This is a genomic window from Pandoraea sp. XJJ-1 (genome assembly GCF_026802345.1).
Classification (GTDB): domain Bacteria; phylum Pseudomonadota; class Gammaproteobacteria; order Burkholderiales; family Burkholderiaceae; genus Pandoraea; species Pandoraea cepalis.
This window is the reverse complement of the sequence record NZ_CP113827.1, coordinates 2,310,517-2,335,981: the sequence shown is the minus strand read 5'-3', so window position 1 is coordinate 2,335,981 and position 25,465 is coordinate 2,310,517. Positions and strand designations below refer to the sequence as shown.

Sequence of the window (25,465 nt, the reverse complement as noted above, 5' to 3'; positions counted from 1 at the left end):
CCGGCCCTGGCCCGTGCGACCCCGATGCAGGTCGACACGGGCAGGTCTCTTTTGCCCGCCTTGCGCGTTATCGCCATCGCCCAAAAGACCGAATGCGGCAGGCGACGGGATAACGTTAGTTCGAATAACGGCATTACACCGACAAGCTGAAGCCTGATGCACCGCATCGTACCGCGTCGCCACCAAAAGATAAATCCCGCAAATGCGCGCCAACACTGGCTTCGCCTGATGACGCCCGCACAACGTCCTGCATTCCGGGCACCCCCAGCCGCAGGTCGGGATGATGGGTGAGGCACATATAGGCGAACAAAGGATGCTCCGCCGCCTGCCAACGCGTGCGTGCCTGCGCCACGTCCAGCGCCAGCACGCGGTGTCCGATGCCGCCGACGTGTGCCATCGGGATCAGGGCTTGCGACGGGAACACGTCGATAAACATCAGGGCTTCATACTGCCGATGCAGCGGCGGACGCGCCGTAATCACCATCCAGTCGACCCCGGACAGCAGGCAATACTGATAGAAGGCCTTGAACAGCGCCGTCTTGACGACACGTCCGGCCGGCCCGGCTACCACGCCCAGACGCGTCGCCTCGGCCAACGCGGCGCTGTCCAGCCACTGGGGCAACGGCGCCGAATCCTCCAGATGCAACGGCTGGTAACGGTTGGTCTGGATACGCATTGTGCCAAGGACCGCGCCGTCGAGCCGCGCGCGCGCCACGAGCACGATGGCCCCCGGCTCGCGGTCGCTGGGCTCCGGCTCGCTCAACGTGGCGGCCAGATCGGGAAGGTGGCGGCCGTAGGCGGCCTGACGCATGGCGACGGCGTCGCGCAACGCTGCGTCGTCGCTCGCGATGGTGACGATGAAGGGCAGACGCTCTTCTCGCATCGTATCGAGATCGGCCGCCGGGGCGCGCACCGCAGCCGGCAACGACGTGGGACGGCGCTGACCGGACGACAGGTCGGTCGGGGTGATGGACAGGACATCCGAGGCTTGGGCGAGGTCAAACATGATTGATACTCCTTAAGGTCAATAGAGGATGAGTGCCATGCACAGGCGTGCTCGCCGATACATCGCACATATCCTTTCTTGATCCGCCAAGGCGAAGTGTCAAGTGCTTATTTTTCTTGGCTTTTTCAGATTTTCACGGGCGGCGCAACAGCGTCTGTCCGGGGATTGTGCCCACCGCCCGCGAACCCTCGTCACACCGGGCGAAACCGGCCGACCACATTTCAGCGCCTTCGGCCGTCGAGTATGGGTGTCACCTATTTGCGACAGTTGCAGTCCGAAGAAAGTGTCTGGCAAAATGATAAACCTGTTTACTAATTGACCTTGCCGGGACTCCCCGAAGGCGACCCCGGCGCACCTTCCGATATGCCGAAAATCGATTGGTCTTCCCGTTTCGGCACGCTGGTACATGACGTCGCGCGCGTTCATTCGCGCCTGTTCGACCGGCGTGCCCGCGGCAACTTCGACCTCACGCGCGCGCAATGCCGCGTGCTGGTCATGTTGCATCGCTATGGGGTCCAGACACAGGCCGAATTGGCCGAACGCATGGAGTTGACGCCGATGGCGCTGGTGAGACTGCTGGACCGGCTCAGGGACAAGGGACTCGTGCGGCGCGAACGGGATCCGAACGACAAACGCGCGCACCTGCTCTATCTGACGGAGGCCTCGGAGGCCAAGATCGACATGATCGTCGCATTCGCCAACGCGACCGAACGCGAAGCGCTGGCCGACCTCACCCCGGCTGAACGGACCGAACTGTCGCGCTTACTGGGCAAGGTGCTGACGAACCTGACGCGCGCCGAAGCCGAATGCCCGTCACCGGCGCGTCGCGATAACCCTCACGATCCAGTAAAAGAATGACCGTGGCATCCCCCCAAACAGCTGACGATCCGGGCAAGCATCGCGCGCTCGTCAGCCTGTCCGTCATGCTCGCGACGGTGTTGCAGACACTCGACAGCACCATCGCCAACGTGGCACTCCCCCACATGCAGGGCAGTCTTTCCGCCTCGCAGGACTCCATCACCTGGGTATTGACGTCCTATATCGTGGCGGCCGCCATCGCCACGCCGCTCACCGGCACGCTCTGCGCGCGCTTCGGTCGCCGGCGCGTCTTCCTGTGGTCCGTCGCCGGCTTCACGATCGCCTCGGCCTTGTGCGGCATGGCGCATTCGCTCACGGAAATCGTGGCCGCACGGCTGTTCCAGGGGATTTGCGGCGCGGCGCTCGTGCCGCTGTCGCAGGCGACCATGCTCGACATCAACCCGCCGCACAAGCACGGCTCGGCGATGGCGGTGTTCGGCATGGGCGTGATGGTCGGGCCAATTCTCGGCCCGTCACTCGGCGGCTGGCTTACCGACAGCTACAACTGGCGCTGGGTGTTCTACATCAACCTGCCCATCGGGTTGATCGCGTTCCTCGGTATTGCCGCTTATCTCAGAGAGCCGCCGGAGCAGAAGGCCGGGAAATTCGATGTGCTCGGTTTCGTCACCCTCAGTCTGGCCATCGGCCTGCTGCAACTGCTGCTCGATCGCGGGGAACAGCAGGATTGGCTGAACGCCACCGAGATCTGGCTGGAGATGCTCGGCGCCATCATCTGCTTTGCGTACTTCGTCGTCCACACGTGGACGGCCGGCGAGCATTCGTTCTTCGACCGCGCGTTGCTGCGTGACCGAAACTTCAACACGGGCGTCGTCTACATCTTCGTCGTCGGCATCATTCTTTACGCCACGCGCGCCCTGCTCCCGCCGATGCTGCAAAGTCTGTTCGGCTACCCTGCGATTCTCACCGGGCTGGTGACGGCGCCCTCCGGCGCGGGGACCATGGCCGCCATGCTGATCGTCGGACGCCTGGTCGGCAAGGTCGACGTTCGCTACCTGCTGGGTTTCGGCTTCGCACTGACCGCCTATTCGCTGTATCTGATGGCCGGTTACTCGCTCACGCTGCGGCCGTCGGACATCATCTGGCCGGGGGTCATTCAGGGTTTCGGTCTCGGCTTCGTCTTCGTGCCGCTCACCACGGTCACGTTTGCCACGCTCGCCGGCACGCTACGCGCGGACGGCGCCGCCATCTACAGCCTGTCGCGCAACATCGGCAGCAGTATCGGTATCTCGGTCGTGCAGACGCTGCTCACCCAGAACACGCAGGTCAACCATGCGGTGCTCTCGGAGCGCATTACGCCGTTTACACAAGGCGTGGAAGCTTACGTGCAGACGTACGGTGCGGCGGCGATGGCCGCCCTGAATGCGGAAGTCACGCGACAGGCGGCGATGATCGCTTACCTGGACGACTTCCGGCTCATGATGGCACTCACGATCGCCGTCATGCCGCTGCTGCTCTTCATTCGGCTGAAAAAACGCGCCCCCGGCGAGATCGACAAGCACGACGAGATCGTGCACGTGGCGGCCGACTGACGCGGCGTCAGCTCTCCTGGCGCCGCCGCGCCGACAACGCACCAGCCGTCTGGATCACGAGGTCGGCGAAGCGCCGTTCATCGCGTTCGGCGTTCCACCGCACGCGCGGCACGGCAATGTTGATCGCCCCGATGGCCCGGCCGTCCTGGTTCACCACGGCCGCAGCCGTCGAAATGTCGCCCATGAAGAATTCGTCTTCCGTGTGCGCATATCCCTGCTTGCGAATGCGCGCGAGCCGTTCCTTGATCTTGCGCGGCTGCGCCACGGTCGCCGGCGTGAACTGCACGAGATTCGTGCGCGCAAGAATGTCGTCGACCTCGGCATCGTCGAGCGTAGCCAGCAACGCCAGCCCGGGTGCCGTGCAATAGGCCGGCAGGCGCGAGCCGACGATGACGTTCGCATTGAACACGCTGCGGCTCACAATACGCAGCACGAACACAATGTCCGTGTCGAGCCGCACCGTCAGGTTCGTCGCCTCCTCGGTTTCCGCCGCGAGTTGCTGAAGATACGGAGCGGCGCGGCTCACGAGTTCGTTCGAGACGAGGTAGTGATAGGTGAAGTCCAGCAGCTTCGGCGAGAGTTCGTACTTCTTGCTCTGCGCGTCCTTGAGCAGATAGCCCAACGCCGAGAGCGTGAAGGTGAAGCGCTGCGCCGCGCTGATGTCCAGCCCCGTGGCCGCGGCGATTTCCGAAAGCGACAGATGGCGCTTCGACCCGTCGAACGCCGTCAGCACCTTCATCGCCTTCTCCACGGACTGCACGTAAAGCGTGGATTCGGTCGATGGGGCGGGAGCAGCAGCTATCTCGCTGGCGGTTGCCGCTTTGGCGCGGGTGCGGGGTGTCTTGGTGGTGGCCACGATATCGAGGAAATGGGGCAGGCAGGGACGAATTATCTCATAAAAATAACAGTCTATCTTATACCGATAACGCCAGAATCACCGTCATCGTCGCCGCGCCGGTGACGACCGCGCTGCCCACACGGATTACGTTGCCTCCGTCACCTCCCACGCCTGCGAGGTATCGCGCGAGAGAAGATGCTTGCGAATGCGCTCCGAAGGCGTCGTTTCGAAACCTTCGGTGGCGCGATAGTAACGCGGGCGCTGGTAGCTGGCGAGTTTGTCGGCGGCCCATTGCGCGAGTACGGTCCAGTCCAGTGTCTGGCCGTCGCGGAACTGGACGTAAAGCATCACATCCTGCTCCCCGATGTCGCTTGCCACGCCGATGGCGGCACAGGCCACCACCGCCGGGTGTCGCGCAAACACACGCTCGATTTCCCAGGCCGACACGTTCTCGCCGCGCACCCGCATGCTGTCCGTGCGCCGGCCGATGAAGACCAGGCTGCCGTCGGGGCCACGCCGCGCACTGTCGCCCGTGAAAAGCTTGCCGTCGCGCAACGCCTTCGACGTGGCTTCCGGATTATCGAGATAGCCTGGCAGGAAGACGCCTTCCACGTCGCTCGACAGCACGATCTCACCGGGTTCGCCGTCGGGCACGGGCTGTCCCGCGTCGTCGAGCAACGCCAGCGTCAGCCACGGCAGGGTGTGGCCGATGGCACCCGGCACATCCGCGTCGTTGAGGGTGGCGAAGCTCGAGCACTCCGTCATCCCATAGCATTCGCGCAACGCGCATTGCAGCCGCTCTCGTGTGGCTTGCCAGGCGCTCGCCGACACGCCCGCGCCCCACGCCACGCGCAATGAGTTCTGCGCCGGCTGGGCCTCGCGCGGCAGTTGCATGAGGATGTCGAGGATGCCGCCGAGATAGTGCAGATGCGTGGCCTGCGCAGCGGCGCATTGCTGCCAGAAGCGGCTGGCCGAGAAACGCTCCACCACGTGCATCTCGACATCGGCGAGAAAGGGCAGCAGCAGCATCTGGGCACCGCCGATATGGCACAGCGGCTCCCACAGAAACAGCCGGTCGCCGTCGTGCGCGTCGGCCACGCGCAGCGCCGCCTCACTGGCGATGCGCATCATGCGGTGCGTGAACAGCACCCCCTTGGGCGCGCCGGTGGTGCCCGACGTGTAGATGATGCACAGCACCGACGCGGGCGTGAGCTCCGCCGCCGCCGGCGCGCTACCCATGTACGCCGCGGCCTGGGTCATGACGTCCGCGAGCCAGTGACGCACGACGCGTGTCCCGTGGTGCCCCGGCTGCTGTGCCGCGAGGGTGGCACCCGCGTCGAGCACGTCGGCGAAGGCCGGTTCGGCAATGAGCAGCGTCGGCTTGGCGTGGCCGAGCAGGTATTCGATACCGTCGCCCTTCAGGCGCGTGTTGACGGGCACCCACACCAGACCGGAAAGCATGAGCGCATAGATCAACGCCACCTGCGCCGCACTGTTGCCCAGCATCACCGCCACGCGGTCGCCCGGCACGAGGCCTTGCGCGGCAAGCCAGCCCTGCATGGCGCCCACGCGCGCGGCCATCTGGGCCCGGTCGATGGCTTCACCCTCGAACACGACGACCGGCTTGGCCGACGTGCCGTGGAGCCCTGCCAAGAGCAGCGGTACGACATCGAGCCGGTCGCCCTCGGCCCGCTGGGGAAAGTACTTCGTATAAGGATGCACGGAAGAAAACGTCTGCGCATTCACCGGCGCGACTCGGGCAACGTTGGACATGGACATACAGAGTTCCGCAGATATCAATAGCGCTTGCGTTTAAAGATCGACGACAGCCAGACGATGAACACCATCAGAAACACCAGCGAGGTCGCCACGGCAGCCAGCGTCGGCGTGACGGCCAACTGGATGTCGTCCCACATCTGCTTGGGTAGCGTGGTGTTGATGCCGCCAGACACGAAGATGGCGATGGTCAGGTCGTCGAACGACACGATGAAGGCGAACAGGAATGCCGATCCCAGGCTCGCCGCGAGCAACGGCAGCAACACGGTGCGCACGCGGGTAAAGGCCGATGCACCGAGCATCTTGGCGGCATCGTCGAGCCGCCAGTCGAAGCGCTTGAAGCTCGCCGAAAGCGTGACCACGACATAGGGAATCGCAAGCACCGTGTGGCCGATGACGAGACCGGCATTGGTGCCGGCGAGCCCCCAGCGCGCAAACAAATACAGCAAGCCGACGGCGACCACTATGCGCGGCACGATCAACGGTGCGATGAACATGGCGAACAGCGGCTTGCGCCACCGCGACGGCAGCCGCACGAGCGCCAGGCTGGCGCCGAAACCGAGGATGAGGGCAAGCGTCGCCGTGGCGAAGCCCACGCCGAGCGAGCGCAGCAACGCCGCCTGCCACACGCTCGACTCGATGAACGCCACAAACCATTTCACTGTGAAGAGTTGCGGGGGAAACGCCACGAACGACTGCTTGGTAAAGGCCAGCGGCACCACGAACGCAATTGGCAACACCAGGGCGAACACGACCGCCCCCGTGTACGCCTTGAGACCGAAGCCGCCCCCGGCCCGCGCGCGTCCGCCCGAGAGCGACACCTTGCCCGCGAGCCGCCCAATGGCGATGAGCATGGGCAACATGCGCCCACCGGTCCCCGCACGGCGTTCCGGCGCTTCGCCGGCGAGCGACGATAACCCCACGACGCGGTCGTACACGAAGAACACGACAATCGAGCACAGCAGCAGCACGCTCGAGAGCGCGCCGGCAAAGCGCAGGTCGAACAGATCGAGTACCGACGAGATGACGAGCTGCGCCACCATCGATTCGCGCGGCGAGCCAAGCAGTGCGGGCACGATAAAGAAGCCCAGGCTCGTGATGAAGACCAGCAACCCGGCCGCCGCCGCGCCCGCCCCGGACAGCGGCAGGAAAACGGTGAAGAAGCCCGTCGCGCGGTCGGCCCCGAGCGTTTGCGCCGCTTGCACCAGTTGCATGTTGATGCCGCGCATGATCGGCAACATCGTCATGACGGCGAGTGGCAGCATCGCGTGCACCATGCCGATCAGCACACCGGTGAGCGACGGCGCAAGCGTGCCCGCGCTATCGATCAGCCCGAGATGCGTGGCCACGACCGTGAGCAGGCCGGTCTTCGAGAGCAGCAGCATCCACGCATACGTCTTGACGAGATAACTGGTCCAGAACGGCAGCACGATCCATAGCAACCAGCGCTCACGCGAGCGCGCCGACAACCGCGCGAGCAGATACGCCACCGGATAACCGAGCAGGACAGAAAGCCCGGCGGTGAGAAACGCAATCCAGAACGTCGAAGCCAGCACTTTGATGTACACAGCCGAGTGCGTCATGCGGGCAAACTGAGCGACGGACAGCACGCCGTCGGCATCGTAGAGGCCGCCCTGCAGAATCTCGACGACCGGCACGATGAAGAACACCACGAGGAACAGCAACGCGGGCAAGGCCGGCAACCACCGGGCCACCTGTCGCGGCCAGGCAATACGAGGCCCCGCCTGAGGTAGGCGCTGAACAAGCCACATGACAAAAACTCCTGAAGCGGATGACGAGGGCGTTGACGAAATTTGCTCAGCGCGTGAGCAGCGTCGCACGGCCGTGATCCCACGCCAGTCCAACGCGCTCACCGACGCGCGGCGTCAGGTCGCGCGGGCAGCGCACGGTGAAGTCGGCCCCCTGCGCCCCATCGTTCCCGTGCCCCAGCGAGACAATGGCGCGCGTATCCGAGCCCACGAAAACGACCTGGCGAATCGTGCCGGCGAGCGCGCCGTCTTCGGGCGACGTCAGACGCGCCGCCTCCGGGCGCACCAGCAGACTGGCCTCTCCCGCCGCGGGCAAGTCGGGACTCGGGCCGATCGGCACCCAACGCTCGCCCACCCGTAGCGCAACACGGCCATCGTCCATGCGCTCGACCACGCCGTCGAGCAAATTGGAATGGCCGAGGAAATCCGCCGCGAAGCGCGTTGCCGGGCGGTCGTACAACTGTGTCGGCGTACCGATCTGCTCGATGCGCGCCTGATTCATTAGGCAAATGCGGTCGGACAGCGTGAGCGCCTCATCCTGATCGTGCGTGACGTAGATGAACGTCGCGCCCAACTCCTGGTGCAGACGCCGGATTTCCAGCTGCATGTGCTCGCGCAATTTCTTGTCGAGCGCGCCGAGCGGTTCGTCGAGCAAGATGATCGAGGGACGGAACGCGAAGCAACGGGCAAGCGCAATGCGCTGCTGCTGCCCACCCGACAACTCCGACGGCAGTCGCTGCGCGAACGCTTGCATCTTGACCATCGCGAGCGCGGCGTCGACGGCCGGCGCCAGTTCGGCGCGCGGCAGCTTGCGCATGCGCAAGCCGTACGCCACGTTGTCCCAGACCGTCATGTGCGGAAAGAGCGCGTAGCTCTGGAACACCATCCCGATGCCGCGCTTGCCGGGCGCTTCGTGCGTGGCGTCGCGCCCGTCGATGAGCAGTTGCCCGGCGCTCGGCTCGACCAGCCCCGAAATCATCTGCAACAGCGTGGTCTTGCCCGAACCTGACGGGCCGAGCAAGGTCAGAAATTCTCCCGCCGCGACCCGCAGGTCGGTCGGCAGGAGCGCGGGGGTCTCGCGATACGTCTTGGCAAGACCGATGGTTTCCAGTTTGGTACTCATAGTCGTCTCTTCCTGCTTCGCGGTGCTTGACGGCTTACGACAACAGCCATGCGTTGAAACGCTCGGTCGCCTTCGTACGGTTCTCGGCCCACCACTGCGGGCTTGGCAAACGCATGCCCTTCAAATTGGCCGGGGCCGTGGGCATCAACGGGGCGCGATCCTTCGGGATCGCGTCGAACGCCTTGAGGTTCGTCGGACCGTACGCAAGATCCTGGGTAATCAACGCCTGACGTGCCGGGTCGCCGCAGAACCGAACGAACTGCCGTGCGAATTCGGCGCGCGGCGTGCCCTTCGGAATGCCCCACCCTTCAATGGAATACAGCCCCTGGTTCCAGACGATCTTCACCGGCGCCTTGTTGTCGATGGCGGCCTGTGCGCGACCGTTCCACGTCGACATCATGTCGACGTCGCCGTTCTGGATCGCTTGCATGGCCTGCGCGCCAGACGTCCACCAAAGATCGATGTGCGGCTTGATCTTGTCGAGCGACTTGAAGGCGCGGTCGAGATCGAGCGGGTAGAGCTTGTCGATCGACACACCGTCGGCCATGAGCGCCTGCTCGAGCGTGTCGAGCGGGCTGCGGCGCAGCGAGCGGCGGCCCGGAAAGCGCTTTACGTCCCAGAAGTCCGCCCACGTCTGCGGCGCGTCTTTCGGGAATTTGTCGGTGCGGTAGGCCAGTACGGTCGAATACACGTCGACCCCCAGCCAGTCGGGCGTCACCGCCTCGGGCATGATGCCGGGGAAATCGGCGACCTTCATGCCGATGGGCTCGAGAAAGCCCTTCGACTCCAGATACGGAATGTCGGCGGAGAGCGTGAGCGTCGTCACATCCCACACGAAGTTCTTCGTCTGCACCATCGCGGCGAACTGCGCCACCGGCTGCGAATCGCGCGCCACGCTCACCACCTTGATGCCGGTGGCTTTCTCGAACGGATCGTAGAACGCGCGGCGGTACGCCGTCGTGTACGGGCCGCCCGGATCGGAGACGATCAATTGGCGTGCCTGGGCATACGCCGTGCGCGATGCGGCCAACGGCAAAGCACCTGCCAGCGCGGCGGTGCCGGCCATCTGCAGAAGGCGGCGACGGGACGGGTTTTGCGGGTCGTGCGAATGTGACATTAGAAACTCCGCTAGCGTGTGGACAGACGCGGTGCGCATGCCCTGTTATGGTTGCCGCCCGGCAATGCTGAGCCCAATGCCGAGCGGCGCGACGTGATTGAACAGTGGACGGAAGCGCTCAGGCCTTCGCTGTCTCGGCCTTGGCCGCGCGCTTGGCAAAGAACGCCGCCATCATGCGTGCCGGCTCGCCCGATTCATACGACTCGCGTTGAATGCGCATACCGGCGGCGATGGCATCCTGGAACGTCCCTTCGGTCATCTCGCGAAAGCGCTGCTTGTCCAGGCGCATGGCCACCGGCGGCTTTTCGGCCAGCTCGGAGGCGATCTCCAGGGCCTTCTCGAACACCTTCTCCTCCGGTACGAGGTGATGAATCAAGCCGAGGCGGTGGCACTCGTCAGCTTCCATCAGACGGCCGGTGAGCGTGAGTTCGATGGTGCGCGACAGGCCGAGCATGTGATTCATGATCCACGGGCCGGTCGTGCTGGCGATCCCGGCGTTGATCTCCGGCTGCCCCATGCGCACGCCTGGATGGCCGACGCGAATATCGCCAAGCAGCGACACCTGGAAGGCCGAACCCGCTGCCGTACCGTTCAGCGCCATGACAAGCGGTTTCTTCAGGCTGCGAATCACGTCGTAATAGTGCTCCCAGCCCTTGATCCATTCGATGGCGGTGTCACCGTCGAAATGCTTTGCCTCGGCCAGATCCTGCCCCGCGGAGAAGGCGCGCCCCGCCCCGGTCATGATCACGGCGGCCACGCTGTCGTCGGTATTGAACCGCTCGAGCGCATCGATGATCAGTTCGCGCATGGCGATGGTCCAGGCGTTGAGCGCCTGCGGGCGGTTCAACGTAATCACCGCGACACGACCGACCTGCGTGAAAAGAACTTCCTGCTCCGATTGCTTTGCTGTCTCGCTCATTTGAACTCCAAGGGCACGCCACGCGTGGCATCACGCGGGCATTGAGATGACGATCATGCGATGAACGCATTTCTCACTAAACAGTTATCTCAGTGCAATAACTGTTATCTGAGAGAAATATAGTTATTTCAAAAAGATGGCGCAAGTCGAATCGCTTCGGGGTTTACCTCAGGGGGTTGCACCTCGGGAGCGAGGGGCGAAAAAAAACGGGCAGCCCGTGAGGACTGCCCGTCTTGCTGGCGTTGGCGTTGGCGCCGATGCGCCGTGTCACTGGCTCAGCGAGACCCCTTTTGCTTGCGAATGCGTCGGATGGCCTGCAATTGCGCCACAGCTTCCGTCAGCTCCGCTTGCGCCTTGGCGTAATCGATATTGCTCGCCTGGGTTTCGAGCACCGCCTTGGCCTCCTCGCGCGCGCGCTCGGCGCGGGCTTCATCAAGACTCTCGGCGCGGATGGCGGTGTCGGCCAGAATCGTCACCCGATTCGGCTGAATCTCGACGAAACCGCCTGCGATGTAAAGAAACGTATCGGTGCCGTCACTCGCCTCGATCCTCACCGTGCCGGGACGCACGCCCGTGAGCAGCGGCGTGTGCCCGGGGAGCACACCCAATTCGCCCGCTGTGCCGGGCACCGCGATGAAACGGGCCTCGCCCGAAAATATCGCCCGCTCGGTGCTCACCACGTCGACCTTGAGTAATGCCATGCCTTTCACTTCTCCCTGCGATGCCGCGGACATCGCTTAAATCGATTCGCTGTTCACGTTGCGTTGCGTCGCGCCAAGATATGGGTTGCCACGCATGGGTATCGCTTTCCTCTGGGGATGATGTTTTACGGACGCATCAGGCGGGCTCATAAGGGGGCTGGGGGACGGAATGGCATGCCCGCCGTCGGCATGTGCTGAGGGAATGCCACACGTTGGCTGCGGATTCATGCTAACCGCATTGCGCTTGGCGAGGCAAGCTTGAGCGCAAGGCGCGCCAATGTGCCTGAAAGGCTGGGGGTGCAGGGCCGGCGCGGGTGCAATGCGCAGCGCGCGACGCGCGACTCGGCGCGCATAACGCATCGGATACCGATCAACTCGGCAGGGAATGCGGCATGCGCATTGCCCGTATCGCACCGGAAATGCATGGGTGTCCCGCGACGCGGCCGGTCGGCCGCGATGGGGCAGATGGAGCACAAGCACCCGATGGGGTTAGAAATGCAGCCCGAAATATTCAGGTGCGCCGGCGAAGAGTTGTGTGCTCGATGCAGGATTGGACAGCGCGCGATGCCAGACGGTTTGATACAGGCCCGTCAGCCCGGCGTGAGGTCCGGTGACCATGCCGTCGTCGGATCGCATCACCCCGGCATTCCCCAGCATGCCGCCGAGTGTGCCGCCGCTCACGACAATCGGATCCGACGCCCAGACGCCTGCATCCGTGAACACATCGTGCCACGGGGCCGGCGCGACACCGACGAGTGCCGGCGGCGGGGCGCCCGGCGGTGCGAATTCGGGCGCTCGGGCCGCACGCTTCATGCGTGCGGCCCGCGACAGCCGGACGCCATGCCGGGTGTGTGCGGCCGTGGTCTTCTTGCTTGCCGATGCTCCTGCATGTCGCAGGGTGCCCGACGGATTCGCGGCATGTGCCGATGCCGGTATCCAGAAGCAACACAGCCACGCCAGCGCTAGCATGGCGCCCATGAGGCGAAAGAGCGACTTCGTCATGACATCCTCGTCCACATCGTCTTCTGTCTGCGGTCAATCCCGCCTGTCCCGAGCGATTCACAGCAACTTTCGGACCACGATCCACAACCCATTGATTCTTAGACACTTCCATTTACGTGACATGCGCGCTGCCGCGGCGATACCCCCGAATTGTTTCATTTCAGAAACATCGGATGGCTACGCGTGACACGTCCGCGTGCGATCGGCGCCGGCGATGCGGCAATCGCCGACTCCGGCCTCGGACGGCTCTGAAATCGGGGTGCCCGCCGACGTCCCGAGCCGGTCTCTGGCACAATCGCTCATCGCCAGATGCCGTGCTCGTCGACACGCTGCGCGCACTTGCGCTGCCACGGTTCGACGCGCGGCACGACCAACAGGAGTCAGCAATGCCCCAGTTCGATGTGGACCTTTTCGTGATCGGTGCCGGTTCGGGCGGTGTGCGCGCAGCACGCGTCGCGGCGCAATACGGCGCCCGTGTGAAAGTCGCGGAGGAGTTTCGCGTCGGCGGCACCTGCGTCATTCGCGGTTGTGTGCCGAAGAAGTTGCTCGTCTATGCGAGCCGTTTCGCCGACGAGTTCGAAGATGCCGCCGGTTTCGGCTGGCAAGTGCCCTCCCCCACGTTCGACTGGAAAACGCTCATTGCACGCAAGGACAGCGAAATCGCGCGGCTCGAAGGCATCTATCGAGCCAACCTCGAACGCGCGGGCGCCGAACTCGTCGAGGCGCGGGCCGTGGTCGAAGGTCCGAACACGGTCGTGCTGCCCGCCACGGGCGAGCGCATCACGGCGCGGCACATCCTGATCGCCACCGGGGGAAAACCGGCGGACCAGCCGCACTTCATTGGCCGCGAACATGCGATTTCGTCGAACGAAGTGTTCCATCTTGAATCGCTGCCCGAGCGCATCACGATCATCGGCGGCGGCTACATCGCGCTGGAGTTCGCGGGCGTGTTTGCCGGACTCGGCTCGAAGGTCACACTCGTGCATCGCGGCCCGCACCTGCTGCGCGGCTTCGACGACGACGTTCGCACCTCGCTCGAAGCCGCGTACCGCGACCGCGGTATCGAAATCCTCCTCGAGCGCACGGTGGCACGCGTCGACAAAGCGCCAGGCCAATTGCGTGTGACGATGTCCGACGGCAGCGCGCACGACACCAATGTGTTGCTCAGCGCGGCAGGACGCGTGCCTTACACGCAAGGTCTCGGCCTGGCCGCGAGCGGTGTGGCGCTCAATGAAAAGGGCGCGGTGATCGTCGATGAGTTCTCGCGCACCAACGTGCCGTCGATCTTCGCCGTGGGCGACGTCACCGACCGCGTCAACCTCACGCCGATGGCGATTCGCGAAGGACAGGCATTCGCCGACACGGTGTTCGGGGAACGCACGACACGCGTCGATCACAAGCGGATTCCGACGGCCGTGTTCAGCACGCCCGAGATCGGTGTGGTGGGTCTCACCGAGAGCGAAGCGCGCGCCGATTATGCACAGCTTCAGGTGTACAAAGCGTCGTTCCGGCCCCTCAAGGCAACGCTGTCAGGCCGTCAGGAAAGGGTGCTGATGAAACTGCTCGTTGACGGTGCCACCGACAAGATCGTCGGCGCCCACATGGTAGGCGATCACGCCGGCGAACAGGTGCAGTTGCTCGGCGTGGCCCTGACGATGGGCGCCACGAAGGCCGACTTCGACCGCACGCTGGCGGTACATCCGACCGCCGCCGAAGAATGGGTGACCATGCGAACGCCGGTCGCGTGATTCGCTGGCGCGTCGCGTAGGTTGTCCAAGTCGCGGATGCGCGCGACGGTCCGTCGTGCGCATCAGAGGCTCTGATACCACACGCCAACGATGGCAATCGGCGTGAGCACGAGTAATAGCGCTCGCCACACAGGCACGAACCATTGCGCTCGCGTGCCGTCGAGTACGGTGCGCGCCGTTGGCCAAATCCGTACGCCGACGAAGCATGCTACGCACAACCCGCCCGCGGGCATCAGCAGATTGACAGTCGCATAGTCCATCAGCTCGAAAATCGTACGGTCGAAAATACGTATGTCCGACCACACACCGAACGACAATGCGGCGGGGGCACCGAAGGCAAACGTGGCCACCAGCACCGCCGCCACGGCCGGTCCGCGGCGCCATTGATATTCGTCGATGAGAAATGCGACGACCGGCTCGAACAGCGAAACGGCGGACGTGAGCGCTGCAAACAGGAGCAGCAGGAAGAATGCGATCGCCACGAGATGGCCGAATGGCATCTGCGCGAAAATGGCGGGCATCGTGATGAAGGTCAGACCAGGCCCTGCGTTGGGCGCCACGCCGAACGCGAACACCGCTGGCAGAATCATCAGCCCGGCGAGGCAGCAGGCCAGCGTCGCAAGCGTCGCCACCCAAACGGCCGAACCGGCCAGGCGTGCGTCTTTGGGCAGATAGGAGCCGTAGACCACGATCATGCCCGCGCCGAGCGACAACGAGAAGAACGCCAAACCCAGCGCTTCGAGCAGCGTGGCACCGGATATGACGGAAAAGTCCGGCGTCAGGAACCAGGCAACACCGGCCATCGCGCCTGGCAGGGTGAGGGCGCGCGCGATGACCAGCAGCATCAGCAGGAACAGCGCGGGCATGAGCCACTTGCCTGCCCGTTCGATGCCCTTTTGCACACCCGCGGCAACAATGACGGTCGTCAGCCCGAGAAAGACCCCCATGCTGGTCAGCGACGCGACCGGATCCGCGATGAACGCCGCGAATTCGCCAACCAGACGCTCGGTGTCGTTGGCCAGCACCGTGCCGGTCATGGCCCGGACGAGATACGCCACCGTCCAGCCACCCACGACGACGTAAAACGACAGAATCGCGAACGCGTTGAATGTCGCAATACGTCCGACCCAGGCCCAGCGGCGCCCGCCCAATTCACGCAGCGCCGTCGTGATCGACTTGCCCGTCAACCGGCCGATCGCCATTTCGGCAAGCAGCAGCCCGACGCCAAGCGTCAGCACGCAGCCCAGATATACCGCAAGGAACGCGCCACCGCCGTGCTTGCCCACCACGTAGGGGAATTTCCATACCGCGCCAAGTCCCACGGCAGAACCGGCCGCCGCGAGAATAAAGCCCAGCCGCGATCCCCAGGTGGCGCGGCCGGCGACGGCGAGCGCGTCGGGCGTGGCACACGCCGAGGCGACGGGCGGTACTACGGGCGTATCAGGCAAATGGGACACGGGGCTCCTCCGGAAACGGCCGTGCACGCCGTGTCAACCGGGGTCGACCTCAGCGCATCACGACACTTGTATGGAATGGCGTCAGGCAGATTACCGGCGTGGCACGGCATCGACGTCGGGACGATGCGACCCAGAAGTGCCAGCGCACAACACCATCAGGGTGGCCGGAGAGTCTACGCGGGAAAAGGTGCCGACCGAATTAGGAAAGCGCCCAAAATGATTGGCGACGCCGGAGAACGGGCGTTCCCGGCGCAAGGCACGTCAGTGGCCCAGTGCGACTTCGCCGGCCGACGCGGAGCGTGTGCCCGGCGTTGGCGGATTACTCTCGCCGCGATACGCAAACACGACGGAGAATTTCGTGGTATCGCCCTCGTTGCGCCCGGCCGCGTGGAACAGACCGCTGTGAAACAACACGACATCACCCTGCGCCAGGGCCACCTGCCGACCCCGTGCGACGAGCGGCTGATTGTCGGGCTCGTCGGGACGCAGGAAGTCCAGCGAATCGAGCTGGTGCGGCTGGAGTTGTTCGCGATGCGACCCGGGGATGAAGCGTAGCGCACCGTTCTCACGCGTTTCCGGCCCCAACGCCAGCCACACGGAGATCAGCGAATTCTGCGGGAATGACCAATACCGAATATCGCGATGCCAACCGGTCGCCGTGCCGAAATGGGGATGTTTGGTCATCACGCAATTGTGATGCGCCAGCGTGAGCACTACATCCTCGCCAAAGATTTGCGCAAGCGACTCGACCAGATCCGGACGCGTTGCCCAGCGACGCAGCGCATCGCCACGATCGTAGGCCTTGAGCAGACGACGAACGGTCTGGCCCCCCTGCGCGTCACGCGATGCCGGTGCTCCTGCATAGCCCACATCGGCTTCGAACTCGAGCGGTAACGTGGCCGAGGCCAGTTGCGCTCGCGCGTCGGCCAGCATCGCCTCGCAGTCGGCCTGCGCCACATAGCGCGGGAGAATCAGATAACCGTCGTTACGGAAGGTTTCGAGTTGCGATGCGGTAAGCGCCATGATGGTCGGCGAAGCGGGCAAGTAACTGGACGTTGAGGGAAATTCGGTGGCTTAACGAAGTCGATCGGGAGAACTGGCTCGGCAGGCTTTCCGAGACGGCGGACTCAGGCGGCGCGTTTGCGTCGTCGCGGCGGTAGTTCGGCGGCGGGCTTGCGCTCAAGGGCGAGTTCAGGCTGCGGCACGTCGGTGCCGGGCAGCGATGCTTGCGGATTTCCGACAGGGCGCGGCGTATCGACTACAGTGCGAAGTCGATCGAGTTCGCGCGTGAGCTTCGCCAACTGGTACTCGAGCTGACAATTTCGGCGGTACAACGTGCGCATCTTCTGGCTAAGCGCCTGCGTCTGCGTCCAGTACTCCGGATACATGACGAAACGCCCGTCGGGGCGCTCGACGACACCCAGTCCGCTCTGCCCCATCACATCGATGGTTTCCAGCGCGTAGCGTCGAACTTTTTTTACCGTACCTGCCGCCATTGAATTCCTACAGTCCCAGCCTGAGAGAGTCAGGCGCGGAATTTTGCCACGAATTCGCCCCGGCCGGGCGGCAAACCACCACCGGGCCGAGATTTATTTTCGGCCGCCAGCCCCGCCCGCGGGACCTGTCGAGTCACCCGATGTCGACTTGGGCGCCCGTTTTGGCTTGTCGATTTCGATGGAAACCGGGTCACTTGCCGGAAACGTCTCCTCAAGGGCTTCATCAAGGTCGCGTTCCACGACGTCCTCCGGCTCAGACTTCTGTTGGACCGGCTTGCGCGTCTGGGTATCGCTCATCAAGTCCTCCTCGGGTAAAGCCGCGCCGAAGCGCGACGGCAGCTCCCACTATACTGCGAGCGACGTGTCTTCGCCTGGAACCGGCCTCACCCAGCCGGCGTCAGCCGCTCACGATGGCGGACGAGCGCTTCACGCACCAGCACGTGCATCTCGGCGGAGACCGGCGTGTCGGCCAATGCGAGGATCTCGGCGCGCATGCGTGGATCCCAGAACTTGTGCAGATGCGCGGCGACTTCATCCAGCGCTTCGTCGCGATCAGGTAACGATTCAAAGAAGTCCGCGATGCGATTGGCCATGCGCACGAGGTTATTACCGTCCATCAGGAAGCTCCTGCTCGTTTGTTGGCGTCAGGCGCTGGCGTCGAGCGCCGCCCCGCCGGTGTAGATCACGCACTGCTCCCCGCGCACGAAGCCGACCAGCGTCACGCCCGCCGACGCTGCCGTTTGCACCGCGAGGGCCGTCGCCGCCGAAACGGCCGCGACCATCGGAATGCCGACCTGCGCGGCCTTTTGCACGATTTCGACGCTCGCACGACTCGTCATCAGCACAAAGCCACGATCGAACGGCTGTTCGCTGCGCGCGAGCGCGCCGATCAGCTTGTCGAGCGCGTTGTGCCGGCCGACGTCTTCACGCAAGCAAAGTATCTCGCCCTGCGGCGAGCACCAGGCCGCGCCGTGCACGGCGCCCGTCACGCCGTTCAGCGGCTGATGGCGCGCCAGCCCGGCATACGCGGCGGCCAGCGCCGCGTGCGACACACGCAGCGGCGCACCGGCGGCCGGCAACGGCCGCAGAACCTGATCGAGACTTTCCGTGCCGCACAGTCCGCAGCCGGTGCGTCCCGTGAGATTGCGGCGCCGTTCCTTGAGTCCGGCAAACGCGCGCGACGAGACGTCGAGATGCGCCGTCACGCCCTGTGTCGTTGCCGTCACGTCAATGCCGTAGCACTCGCGCCGGTCGTTGAGAATGCCCTCGGACAACGCGAACCCCAAGGCAAAGTCGTCGACGTCTGCAGGCGTGGCGAGCATCACCACGTGGGAGATGCCATTGAACTCCAGCGCTACGGGCACTTCTTCGGCCAGTTCGTCGCTCGCCGACTGCCACGTCCCATGACGGAAGCGCCGCACGGCAACCGTCGCACTCGGCGCGAGACTGTCCGGGTCGAGCACGGCGGGCGCCGCGTCGCACACCGGCGCGACACGTCCGCCAACCGTCTCGTCGATCACGTCGGCATCGCCCGGCCCCGCACGCTCGCCCTGCGGTTCGCCTGCAGGCTGCCGGTTGTCCCGGTCACCTAATGGGTTGAACATCGTCAAACGCTGACTCCACGTCAATTCACCGAACGCGCCCTACTTCGCCGGCACCGGCTCGGAGGGCACATGGGCCGCATCGAGCAGCGCGAGCTGCGTGCGGTTGAAGGTTGAGTATTCCGACTGCCATGCGGAGGGCTGTACCACCGGCAGCACTTGCACGGCCGTCACCTTGTACTCGGGACAGTTGGTCGCCCAGTCCGAGTTGTCGGTCGTGATGACGTTTGCGCCCGACTCCGGGAAATGGAAGGTCGTGTACACCACGCCCGGCTGCATGCGCTCGCTGATGACAGCACGCAGCACTGTTTCGCCCGCGCGGCTGCGGATGCCGACCCAATCGTTGTCCTTGATGCCGCGATCCTCCGCATCGACCGGGTGAATTTCGAGCCGGTCTTCATCGTGCCAGGCCACGTTGTGCGTGCGACGTGTCTGCGCGCCGACATTGTATTGCGAGAGAATGCGTCCCGTGGTGAGCAGCAGCGGGTAGCGCGGCGTAACCTTCTCGTCCGTCGGCACATATCGGGTGATGATGAAGCGTCCCTTGCCGCGCACGAACGCATGCACGTGCATGATCGGCGTGCCGTCGGGCGCCTCGTCGTTACACGGCCATTGCAGACTGCCGGCTTCATCGAGACGCGCGTAGCTCACGCCGCTGAACGTCGGGGTCAATCGGGCGATCTCGTCCATGATCTGCGACGGATGTGTATAAGGCATGTCGTACCCCAGTCGCTTCGCCAGCGCGATCGTCACCTCCCAGTCCGCCATGCCCGGCAGCGGCGCCATCACCCGACGCACACGTGAGATGCGCCGCTCCGCATTCGTGAATGTGCCGTCCTTTTCGAGGAACGTCGTGCCCGGCAGCAGCACATGCGCGTACTTGGCCGTTTCGTTCAGGAAGATATCCTGCACGACGAGGCACTCCATCGCCTCCATCGCCGCCGCCACGTGCTGCGTGTTCGGGTCGGACTGCACGATGTCCTCGCCCTGGCAGTAAAGCCCCTTGAAGCTGCCCTGCACCGCCGCGTCGAACATGTTCGGAATCCGCAGCCCCGGCTCGGCCTGCAGCGTGACGCCCCAAGCGGCCTCGAACGACTCGCGTACCAACGTATCGGAGACGTGGCGATAACCGGGCAGTTCATGGGGGAACGACCCCATGTCGCACGACCCTTGAACATTGTTCTGGCCGCGCAACGGGTTCACGCCAACGCCCTCGCGCCCGACATTCCCGGTGGCCATCGCCAGGTTGGCAATGCCCATGACCGCGGTCGACCCCTGAACGTGCTCGGTCACCCCCAGTCCGTAATAGATTGCCGCGTTGCCGCCCGTGGCGTACAAACGCGCCGCGCCGCGGATCTGCTCGGCGTCCACGCCGGTGACGACCGACACGGCTTCGGGAGAATTCTCCGGCAGCGCCACAAAGTCGCGCCATTGCGCGAAGGCCCGGTCTTCACAGCGCTCGGCGATGAAGTCCTCGGCCAGCAGCCCTTCGGTGACGATCACGTGCGCGAGGGCATTGACCATTGCCACGTTCGTTCCGGGGCGCAGCGGCAAGTGGAATGCGGCCTTCACGTGCGGCCCGTCGACGATGTCGATGCGCCGCGGATCGATCACGATGAGGTTCGCCCCCTCGCGCACACGACGCTTGAGTCGCGAGGCGAACACCGGATGCCCATCGGTCGGATTGGCGCCCATCACGAGAATCACGTCCGAGTGCTCGATCGACTTGAACGTCTGCGTGCCCGCCGACTCGCCGAGCGTCTGCTTGAGCCCGTAACCGGTCGGTGAATGACACACGCGCGCACAGGTGTCGACGTTGTTGTTACCGAACGCGGCACGCACCAGCTTCTGCACGAGATACGTCTCTTCGTTCGTGCAACGCGACGACGTGATGCCGCCAATGGCGTCGCGCCCATACGTCGCCTGAATGCGCCGGAACTCCGACGCCGCGTAGTCCAGCGCCTCGTCCCACGACACCTCGCGCCACGGATCGGTAATCTTGCTGCGGATCATCGGCTTGGTGATGCGCTCCTTGTGCGTGGCGTATCCCCACGCAAAGCGCCCCTTCACGCAGGCGTGGCCCTCATTCGCCCCGCCATCCTTGTACGGGGTCATGCGAACGACTTCCCCGCCCTTCATTTCCGCCTTGAACGCGCAGCCCACGCCGCAGTACGCACACGTGGTAACCACCGCGTGCTCGGGCTGCCCCATCTCGATGACGCTTTTTTCCTGCAGCGTCGCCGTCGGGCAGGCCGATACGCACGCGCCGCACGACACGCACTCCGAATCCATGAACGGCTGATCCTGCCCGGCCGAAACCCGCGCCTCGAAGCCACGGCCGGAAATCGTCAGCGCAAACGTGCCCTGCGTCTCCTCGCACGCCCGCACACAACGATTGCAGACGATGCATTTCGACGGGTCATACGTGAAATACGGATTCGACTCGTCCTTCGCGCTGTGAATATGGTTTTCGCCCTCGAAGCCGTAGCGCACCTCGCGCAGCCCCGTGACGCCCGCCATGTCCTGCAATTCGCAATCGCCGTTGGCCGCGCAGGTCAGGCAGTCGAGCGGGTGATCGGAGATGTAAAGCTCCATCACGTTGCGACGCAGATCCTGCAGCGCCGGCGACTGCGTGCGTACCTTCATGCCCGGCTCGACGGGTGTCGTACACGAGGCGGGAAATCCGCGCCGCCCCTCGATCTCGACCAGACACAAGCGGCAAGACCCGAACGGTTCGAGCGAATCCGTCGCACAGAGCTTGGGGATGTTGACGTCGCGGCCCGCCGCCGCCCGCATGATCGACGTGCCGGCCGGCACGGTTACGCGCTCGCCGTCGATTTCGAGGGTAATGCCGACATCGCTCTCACGCAGCGGCGTGCCCATGTCCAGGTCGTGGCCCGGGGTCACTGAGGTGCTCGGATGAATCATGTGTTCTCCTCCCTGCCTGACGCATGCGCGTCAGGCGGCTTCGGCGCGCCCGGCGCCATCGGGCAGACCGAAGTCTGCCGGGAAATGTTCGAGCGCCGAGCGCACCGGGAACGGCGTCATGCCGCCCATCGCGCACAGCGACCCCGCCACCATCGTGTCGCACAGATCACGCAGCAGTTTTACCTGACGCACGGAGGTGTCTCCGCGTCGGATCTGGTCGATCACCTCGACTCCGCGCGTCGCACCAATGCGGCACGGCGTACATTTGCCGCACGACTCGTGCGCACAGAACTGCATCGCGTAGCTCGCCAACGCCGCGAGGTCGGCCGTGTCGTCGTGGACGACCACCCCGCCGTGACCGACGACCGCGCCGAGCGAGGCATACGCCTCGTAATCCATCGGCACGTCCCACTGCGCGCTTGGCAGATACGCCCCGAGCGGGCCCCCGACCTGAATGGCCTTGGCAGGGCGCCCGCTGGCCGTCCCGCCGCCGAACTCGTCGAGCAGTGTGCGCAGCGTCACGCCGAACGCCAGCTCCACCAGCCCGCCGCGACGCACGTTGCCCGCGAGTTGCACCGCCAGTGTGCCTTGCGAGCGGCCCATGCCGAACTCGCGATAGGCGTCGGCGCCATGCGCGAAGATGAACGGCACGCTTGCGAGGGTAACGACGTTGTTGACGAGTGTCGGCTGCCCGAAGAGTCCGGCCACCGCGGGAATCGGCGGCTTCGCCCGGACCACGCCGCGCTTGCCTTCCAGGCTTTCGAGCAACGCCGTTTCCTCGCCGCAGATATAAGCGCCCGCCGCCTTGGCGACGCGCAACTCGCAAGCGCGTCCCGAGCCCAGCACGTCCGGGCCGAGCCAGCCTTCCCGGCGCGCGACGGCAATCGCCGACTCGAGTGCCGCAATGGCATGCGGATACTCGCTGCGCACGTAGATGATGCCCTCGCTCGCCCCCACGCAGAGCGCTGCGATGGCCATCCCTTCGATGAGAACGAACGGATCGCTCTCCATGATGAGCCGATCGGCAAATGTGCCCGAGTCGCCTTCGTCGGCATTGCAGACGACGTATTTGGTTGCCGCCTGGGCGCGGCTGACGGTTTGCCACTTGATGCCCGCCGGAAACGCCGCACCACCGCGTCCGCGCAGGCCCGAGTCGAGCACGGTCTGGCACCCTGCGGCCGCGTCGAGCGCCAGGCATGCGCGCAGTCCGACCAGGCCACCATGCGCTTCATAGTCCACCGGGCTGAGCGGGTCGGTCACGCCAATGCGCGCGAACGTCAGGCGCTGTTGCCGCGCCAGATACGGAATCGCATCGACCCGACCGACGCAGGCAGGCATGGGGGCGCCCCAACTCCCGTCGGGATTGTCCGCGGGAACCTCGCGCTCGGCGTCCTGAACAGCACATGCGGGCCAGCCGCTATCGAACAAGGCGGCGACCTGAGCGGCCTGCACGTTGCTGTACCCGATGCGCCCGGCGGGGGTCTCCACTTCGACGAGGGGTTCGAGCCAAAACAGCCCACGAGAGCCATTGCGCACGATATCGACGGCAATGCCTCGCTGGGTGGCTTCCGTTGCCACAGCGGCGGCGACCCGGTCCGCGCCCAAGGCGAGCGCAGCGGAGTCGCGCGGGATATACACGCGGTACGGACCGCGCTTCGAAGACTCAGACATGGTCACCTGCCTTGCGCGCCGGCAGCAGCGCATCGAAGCGCGCCGGACTCACGCGCGCGTGCAGTTCGCCGTTGATCATCACGGCCGGGGACAACGCACATTGCCCGAGGCAATACACCGATTCGACGCCGACGCCGCGACACGGCGCGCCGTCCACGGGTGCGCCGGTAGACGCCTCGATATGGGCCACGAGCGCTTCGCCACCCCGACTGCGACAGGCCTCCGCGCGGCAGACCTGCACCACGATCGGGGGCGGCGGCGCGCTGCGGAAGTGATGATAGAAGGTAATCACGCCATGTACTTCGGCGCGAGAAAGATTCAGCGCGGCGGCGATCGCCGGCACATGGGCGGGGTCGACGTAACCGTCGCTGTCCTGCAGGGCATGCAACAGCGGCAACAACTCGTGCGCACGGCCGGCGTGGCGAGCCAGCAGCGGCGCGAGCGTCGCGTGAGGGGTGGACACCATCTCGTATGTCTCCTGGGGCGAAACGGCGCCTCATATGTTCTACGTTGCATATGATGGCGGCGCGTTTCTGGGGGCTCGACAGTTAGGACATTAGTCCAAACGTCCCCTCCCAACAAGCCTCGTGGAAACACCGATAGCTTGCGTTGCTCGCTTTTCCCACGCTCGCCGCACAGCAGCATGCCAAAGCCGCATAAACCGCGCCGGCTGGCCGTTCGACGCGACCGATGCTCGGGCGCAACATATGCATATCATTGCATATTATTTTTCAACCCAACGAGGGAAACGCCTCAGACAGCGGGGCGATGCTACCGGTCGCCGCCTCGCTGTAGCCGGGGATGGCATGCACCGCCTGCCGATACGCGTCGCTTTGCAGAATTTCCAGCAGCGCCCGCAAATGCGCGGACTCGCTGCCGGTCTCGGGAAACATCAGGCAATAGCGCTCCGTCAGGATTGGCAGGAAATCGAGCCCGAACTGGCTTGCCGCTGCCTCGATGGCGAGACCCGCGTCGGCGCGTCCGCTGGCGATGTACGCCGCCACGGCGGCGTGCGTAAACTCGATGTTCTCCGCTCCCGCCACGGCAGCCGGATCGATTCCCTCACGCGCGAGCAGCAGATCGAAGATGATTCGGGTGCCGGATCCGCGCTCCCGGTTCGCGAAGCGCGCCCCCGTGCGCGGCAGGTCGGCCAGCGTATGAATGCCGAGCGGATTGCCGCGTGCAACGAGCAACCCGAGACGGCGCGAAGCGACGTCGGCCACCCGATACGACTTGCCCTTGAGCAAGGGCCCATAGTGATCGAGCACCGGTTCTGCAAGCGCGCCGATCGGCACGTGAAAACTCGCGACCTCGCACTCGTGCTTCGCGAGCGCGGCAATCGCTTCGATGCTGCCGCGATAGCTCACTTCGATGGGCAGGCCCGCGCGCCCCGCGAAATCGACCAGCGCCGCGATCGCCAGCCCATGACTGGCAAACAGCCGCAGTTGGTCGCTGTCCTGCAACAGCAGATCGTCAAGCTCGGTCTGCAACTCCGACGCCATCGTCTCCAGCAGGGGGCCGAGCCTAGCCTGCAGGCGCTTTTGCCCCCACAGCAGCCGCTGAGCAAGCGGCGTGAGCACCGCGCCACGGCCACGCGCCATCGTCAGCAAGGGCGCCCCCATGAGCGCCTCGACTTCCTTCACGTGGCCCCACGCACCTCGATACGATTGCCCGAGCGCTTGGCTGGCCGCCTGCAGGTTGCCGTGCGCCTGCACCTCGGCGAGTAGCGACAGCACCTTGTCGAGCGGAAGATCGTTGCCGTCGTGGTGAAACCGGAGTTGCGGGGCGATCGATATCTGCTTCATTGACTCACCTTATATGCTATTAATTGCATAAATCAATTTATGCAATATCCTGATAAGATGCCTGAAAACGTCGAATTCATGGGGCTTTCCAGATCGACGT

21 protein-coding genes and 2 pseudogenes are annotated in these 25,465 nt (G+C 64.8%); 3 read left to right on the top strand and 20 right to left on the bottom strand.

The features are described 5' to 3' along the window. Positions 1–133: 133 nt before the first annotated feature. Positions 134–1,006, bottom strand: a complete 873-nt coding sequence (locus tag OYT13_RS10615) for an N-acyl amino acid synthase FeeM domain-containing protein (RefSeq protein ID WP_268567689.1) — start codon at positions 1,004–1,006, stop codon at positions 134–136. Between the two features lie 363 nt (positions 1,007–1,369). On the opposite strand from OYT13_RS10615, the gene OYT13_RS10610 reads away from it, so the two are divergent. Both OYT13_RS10610 and OYT13_RS10605 read left to right on the top strand, forming a co-directional pair. Beyond that, positions 1,370–1,864, top strand: a complete 495-nt coding sequence (locus OYT13_RS10610) for a MarR family winged helix-turn-helix transcriptional regulator (RefSeq protein ID WP_268567688.1) — start codon at positions 1,370–1,372, stop codon at positions 1,862–1,864. Continuing rightward, complete coding sequence (locus OYT13_RS10605) at positions 1,861–3,414, top strand: MDR family MFS transporter (RefSeq protein WP_268567687.1); 1,554 nt, start codon at positions 1,861–1,863, stop codon at positions 3,412–3,414. The genes OYT13_RS10610 and OYT13_RS10605 overlap by 4 nt, the downstream gene beginning before the upstream one ends. A gap of 7 nt (positions 3,415–3,421) precedes the next feature. Here the strand turns inward: OYT13_RS10605 and OYT13_RS10600 are convergent, their stop codons facing one another. The 8 genes from OYT13_RS10600 to OYT13_RS10565 all read right to left on the bottom strand — a co-directional run bounded on the left by OYT13_RS10600 (position 3,422) and on the right by OYT13_RS10565 (position 12,659). After that, positions 3,422–4,216: an IclR family transcriptional regulator gene (locus OYT13_RS10600; protein ID WP_232424641.1), complete on the bottom strand. Its 795-nt coding sequence runs from the start codon at positions 4,214–4,216 to the stop codon at positions 3,422–3,424. Between the two features lie 180 nt (positions 4,217–4,396). Further along, entirely contained in the window at positions 4,397–6,031 is a 1,635-nt protein-coding gene (locus OYT13_RS10595; protein ID WP_268567686.1) for an AMP-binding protein, read from the bottom strand. A 17-nt stretch (positions 6,032–6,048) separates the two neighbouring features. Then, positions 6,049–7,800, bottom strand: a complete 1,752-nt coding sequence (locus tag OYT13_RS10590) for an ABC transporter permease subunit (RefSeq protein ID WP_017234328.1) — start codon at positions 7,798–7,800, stop codon at positions 6,049–6,051. A gap of 46 nt (positions 7,801–7,846) precedes the next feature. After that, complete coding sequence (locus OYT13_RS10585) at positions 7,847–8,920, bottom strand: ABC transporter ATP-binding protein (protein ID WP_017234327.1); 1,074 nt, start codon at positions 8,918–8,920, stop codon at positions 7,847–7,849. A 34-nt stretch (positions 8,921–8,954) separates the two neighbouring features. Then, the gene (locus OYT13_RS10580; protein WP_017234326.1) at positions 8,955–10,037 is read right to left on the bottom strand and encodes an ABC transporter substrate-binding protein; all 1,083 of its coding nucleotides are present in this window, start codon (positions 10,035–10,037) and stop codon (positions 8,955–8,957) included. A gap of 118 nt (positions 10,038–10,155) precedes the next feature. Then, positions 10,156–10,956: an enoyl-CoA hydratase/isomerase family protein gene (locus OYT13_RS10575; RefSeq protein WP_150563861.1), complete on the bottom strand. Its 801-nt coding sequence runs from the start codon at positions 10,954–10,956 to the stop codon at positions 10,156–10,158. Between the two features lie 275 nt (positions 10,957–11,231). Beyond that, on the bottom strand, positions 11,232–11,657 hold the full coding sequence (locus tag OYT13_RS10570; protein WP_026132016.1) for a F0F1 ATP synthase subunit epsilon: 426 nt from the start codon (positions 11,655–11,657) through the stop codon (positions 11,232–11,234). Between the two features lie 489 nt (positions 11,658–12,146). After that, positions 12,147–12,659 carry a hypothetical protein gene (locus tag OYT13_RS10565; protein WP_268567685.1) on the bottom strand — a complete coding sequence of 171 codons (513 nt, stop codon included), beginning with the start codon at positions 12,657–12,659 and terminating at the stop codon, positions 12,147–12,149. Between the two features lie 386 nt (positions 12,660–13,045). On the opposite strand from OYT13_RS10565, the gene gor reads away from it, so the two are divergent. Next, positions 13,046–14,407 (top strand): glutathione-disulfide reductase, encoded by a 1,362-nt coding sequence (gene gor / locus OYT13_RS10560; protein WP_268567684.1) that lies wholly within the window; start codon positions 13,046–13,048, stop codon positions 14,405–14,407. Between the two features lie 62 nt (positions 14,408–14,469). Here the strand turns inward: gor and OYT13_RS10555 are convergent, their stop codons facing one another. The 11 genes and pseudogenes from OYT13_RS10555 to OYT13_RS10510 form a co-directional block, all read right to left on the bottom strand. Continuing rightward, positions 14,470–15,864, bottom strand: coding sequence for a sodium-dependent transporter (locus OYT13_RS10555; RefSeq protein ID WP_254441081.1), 1,395 nt, complete (start codon positions 15,862–15,864; stop codon positions 14,470–14,472). A 261-nt stretch (positions 15,865–16,125) separates the two neighbouring features. Continuing rightward, a complete protein-coding gene (locus tag OYT13_RS10550; RefSeq protein WP_039830415.1) occupies positions 16,126–16,887 on the bottom strand; it encodes a phytanoyl-CoA dioxygenase family protein in 762 nt (253 codons plus the stop codon). A 104-nt stretch (positions 16,888–16,991) separates the two neighbouring features. After that, positions 16,992–17,360: a hypothetical protein gene (locus tag OYT13_RS10545; protein WP_017234319.1), complete on the bottom strand. Its 369-nt coding sequence runs from the start codon at positions 17,358–17,360 to the stop codon at positions 16,992–16,994. A gap of 93 nt (positions 17,361–17,453) precedes the next feature. Then, positions 17,454–17,657, bottom strand: a complete 204-nt coding sequence (locus tag OYT13_RS10540) for a hypothetical protein (RefSeq protein ID WP_017234318.1) — start codon at positions 17,655–17,657, stop codon at positions 17,454–17,456. 86 nt (positions 17,658–17,743) lie between these two features. Then, entirely contained in the window at positions 17,744–17,977 is a 234-nt protein-coding gene (locus tag OYT13_RS10535; RefSeq protein WP_017234317.1) for a formate dehydrogenase subunit delta, read from the bottom strand. 27 nt (positions 17,978–18,004) lie between these two features. Next, positions 18,005–18,970: a formate dehydrogenase accessory sulfurtransferase FdhD gene (gene fdhD, locus OYT13_RS10530; RefSeq protein ID WP_327198123.1), complete on the bottom strand. Its 966-nt coding sequence runs from the start codon at positions 18,968–18,970 to the stop codon at positions 18,005–18,007. 33 nt (positions 18,971–19,003) lie between these two features. Further along, positions 19,004–21,889 carry a formate dehydrogenase subunit alpha gene (gene fdhF, locus OYT13_RS10525; protein WP_017234315.1) on the bottom strand — a complete coding sequence of 962 codons (2,886 nt, stop codon included), beginning with the start codon at positions 21,887–21,889 and terminating at the stop codon, positions 19,004–19,006. A 30-nt stretch (positions 21,890–21,919) separates the two neighbouring features. After that, positions 21,920–23,224 (bottom strand): annotated as a pseudogene (locus OYT13_RS10520) (complex I 51 kDa subunit family protein); the annotation flags it as partial. A gap of 74 nt (positions 23,225–23,298) precedes the next feature. Further along, a pseudogene (locus tag OYT13_RS25245) lies at positions 23,299–23,560 on the bottom strand (formate dehydrogenase); the annotation flags it as partial. Continuing rightward, on the bottom strand, positions 23,553–24,026 hold the full coding sequence (locus OYT13_RS10515; RefSeq protein WP_017234313.1) for an NAD(P)H-dependent oxidoreductase subunit E: 474 nt from the start codon (positions 24,024–24,026) through the stop codon (positions 23,553–23,555). The gene OYT13_RS10515 and the pseudogene OYT13_RS25245, both read right to left, overlap by 8 nt. A gap of 265 nt (positions 24,027–24,291) precedes the next feature. After that, a complete protein-coding gene (locus tag OYT13_RS10510; RefSeq protein WP_268567681.1) occupies positions 24,292–25,365 on the bottom strand; it encodes a substrate-binding domain-containing protein in 1,074 nt (357 codons plus the stop codon). Positions 25,366–25,465: the final 100 nt, after the last annotated feature.

What these genes read in the sequence shown, in the direction of transcription:
- OYT13_RS10615 (WP_268567689.1), bottom strand. Translation starts at nt 1,006, where the DNA reads ATGTTTGACCTCGCCCAAGCCTCGGATGTCCTGTCCATCACCCCGACC.
- OYT13_RS10575 (WP_150563861.1), bottom strand. Translation starts at nt 10,956, where the DNA reads ATGAGCGAGACAGCAAAGCAATCGGAGCAGGAAGTTCTTTTCACGCAG.
- OYT13_RS10550 (WP_039830415.1), bottom strand. Translation starts at nt 16,887, where the DNA reads ATGGCGCTTACCGCATCGCAACTCGAAACCTTCCGTAACGACGGTTAT.
- fdhF (WP_017234315.1), bottom strand. Translation starts at nt 21,889, where the DNA reads ATGATTCATCCGAGCACCTCAGTGACCCCGGGCCACGACCTGGACATG.
- OYT13_RS10540 (WP_017234318.1), bottom strand. Translation starts at nt 17,657, where the DNA reads ATGAGCGATACCCAGACGCGCAAGCCGGTCCAACAGAAGTCTGAGCCG.
- OYT13_RS10515 (WP_017234313.1), bottom strand. Translation starts at nt 24,026, where the DNA reads ATGGTGTCCACCCCTCACGCGACGCTCGCGCCGCTGCTGGCTCGCCAC.
- OYT13_RS10585 (WP_017234327.1), bottom strand. Translation starts at nt 8,920, where the DNA reads ATGAGTACCAAACTGGAAACCATCGGTCTTGCCAAGACGTATCGCGAG.
- OYT13_RS10580 (WP_017234326.1), bottom strand. Translation starts at nt 10,037, where the DNA reads ATGTCACATTCGCACGACCCGCAAAACCCGTCCCGTCGCCGCCTTCTG.
- OYT13_RS10610 (WP_268567688.1), top strand. Translation starts at nt 1,370, where the DNA reads ATGCCGAAAATCGATTGGTCTTCCCGTTTCGGCACGCTGGTACATGAC.
- OYT13_RS10570 (WP_026132016.1), bottom strand. Translation starts at nt 11,657, where the DNA reads ATGGCATTACTCAAGGTCGACGTGGTGAGCACCGAGCGGGCGATATTT.
- OYT13_RS10565 (WP_268567685.1), bottom strand. Translation starts at nt 12,659, where the DNA reads ATGACGAAGTCGCTCTTTCGCCTCATGGGCGCCATGCTAGCGCTGGCG.
- OYT13_RS10545 (WP_017234319.1), bottom strand. Translation starts at nt 17,360, where the DNA reads ATGGCGGCAGGTACGGTAAAAAAAGTTCGACGCTACGCGCTGGAAACC.
- OYT13_RS10595 (WP_268567686.1), bottom strand. Translation starts at nt 6,031, where the DNA reads ATGTCCATGTCCAACGTTGCCCGAGTCGCGCCGGTGAATGCGCAGACG.
- OYT13_RS10535 (WP_017234317.1), bottom strand. Translation starts at nt 17,977, where the DNA reads ATGGACGGTAATAACCTCGTGCGCATGGCCAATCGCATCGCGGACTTC.
- OYT13_RS10605 (WP_268567687.1), top strand. Translation starts at nt 1,861, where the DNA reads ATGACCGTGGCATCCCCCCAAACAGCTGACGATCCGGGCAAGCATCGC.
- OYT13_RS10510 (WP_268567681.1), bottom strand. Translation starts at nt 25,365, where the DNA reads ATGAAGCAGATATCGATCGCCCCGCAACTCCGGTTTCACCACGACGGC.
- OYT13_RS10590 (WP_017234328.1), bottom strand. Translation starts at nt 7,800, where the DNA reads ATGTGGCTTGTTCAGCGCCTACCTCAGGCGGGGCCTCGTATTGCCTGG.
- gor (WP_268567684.1), top strand. Translation starts at nt 13,046, where the DNA reads ATGCCCCAGTTCGATGTGGACCTTTTCGTGATCGGTGCCGGTTCGGGC.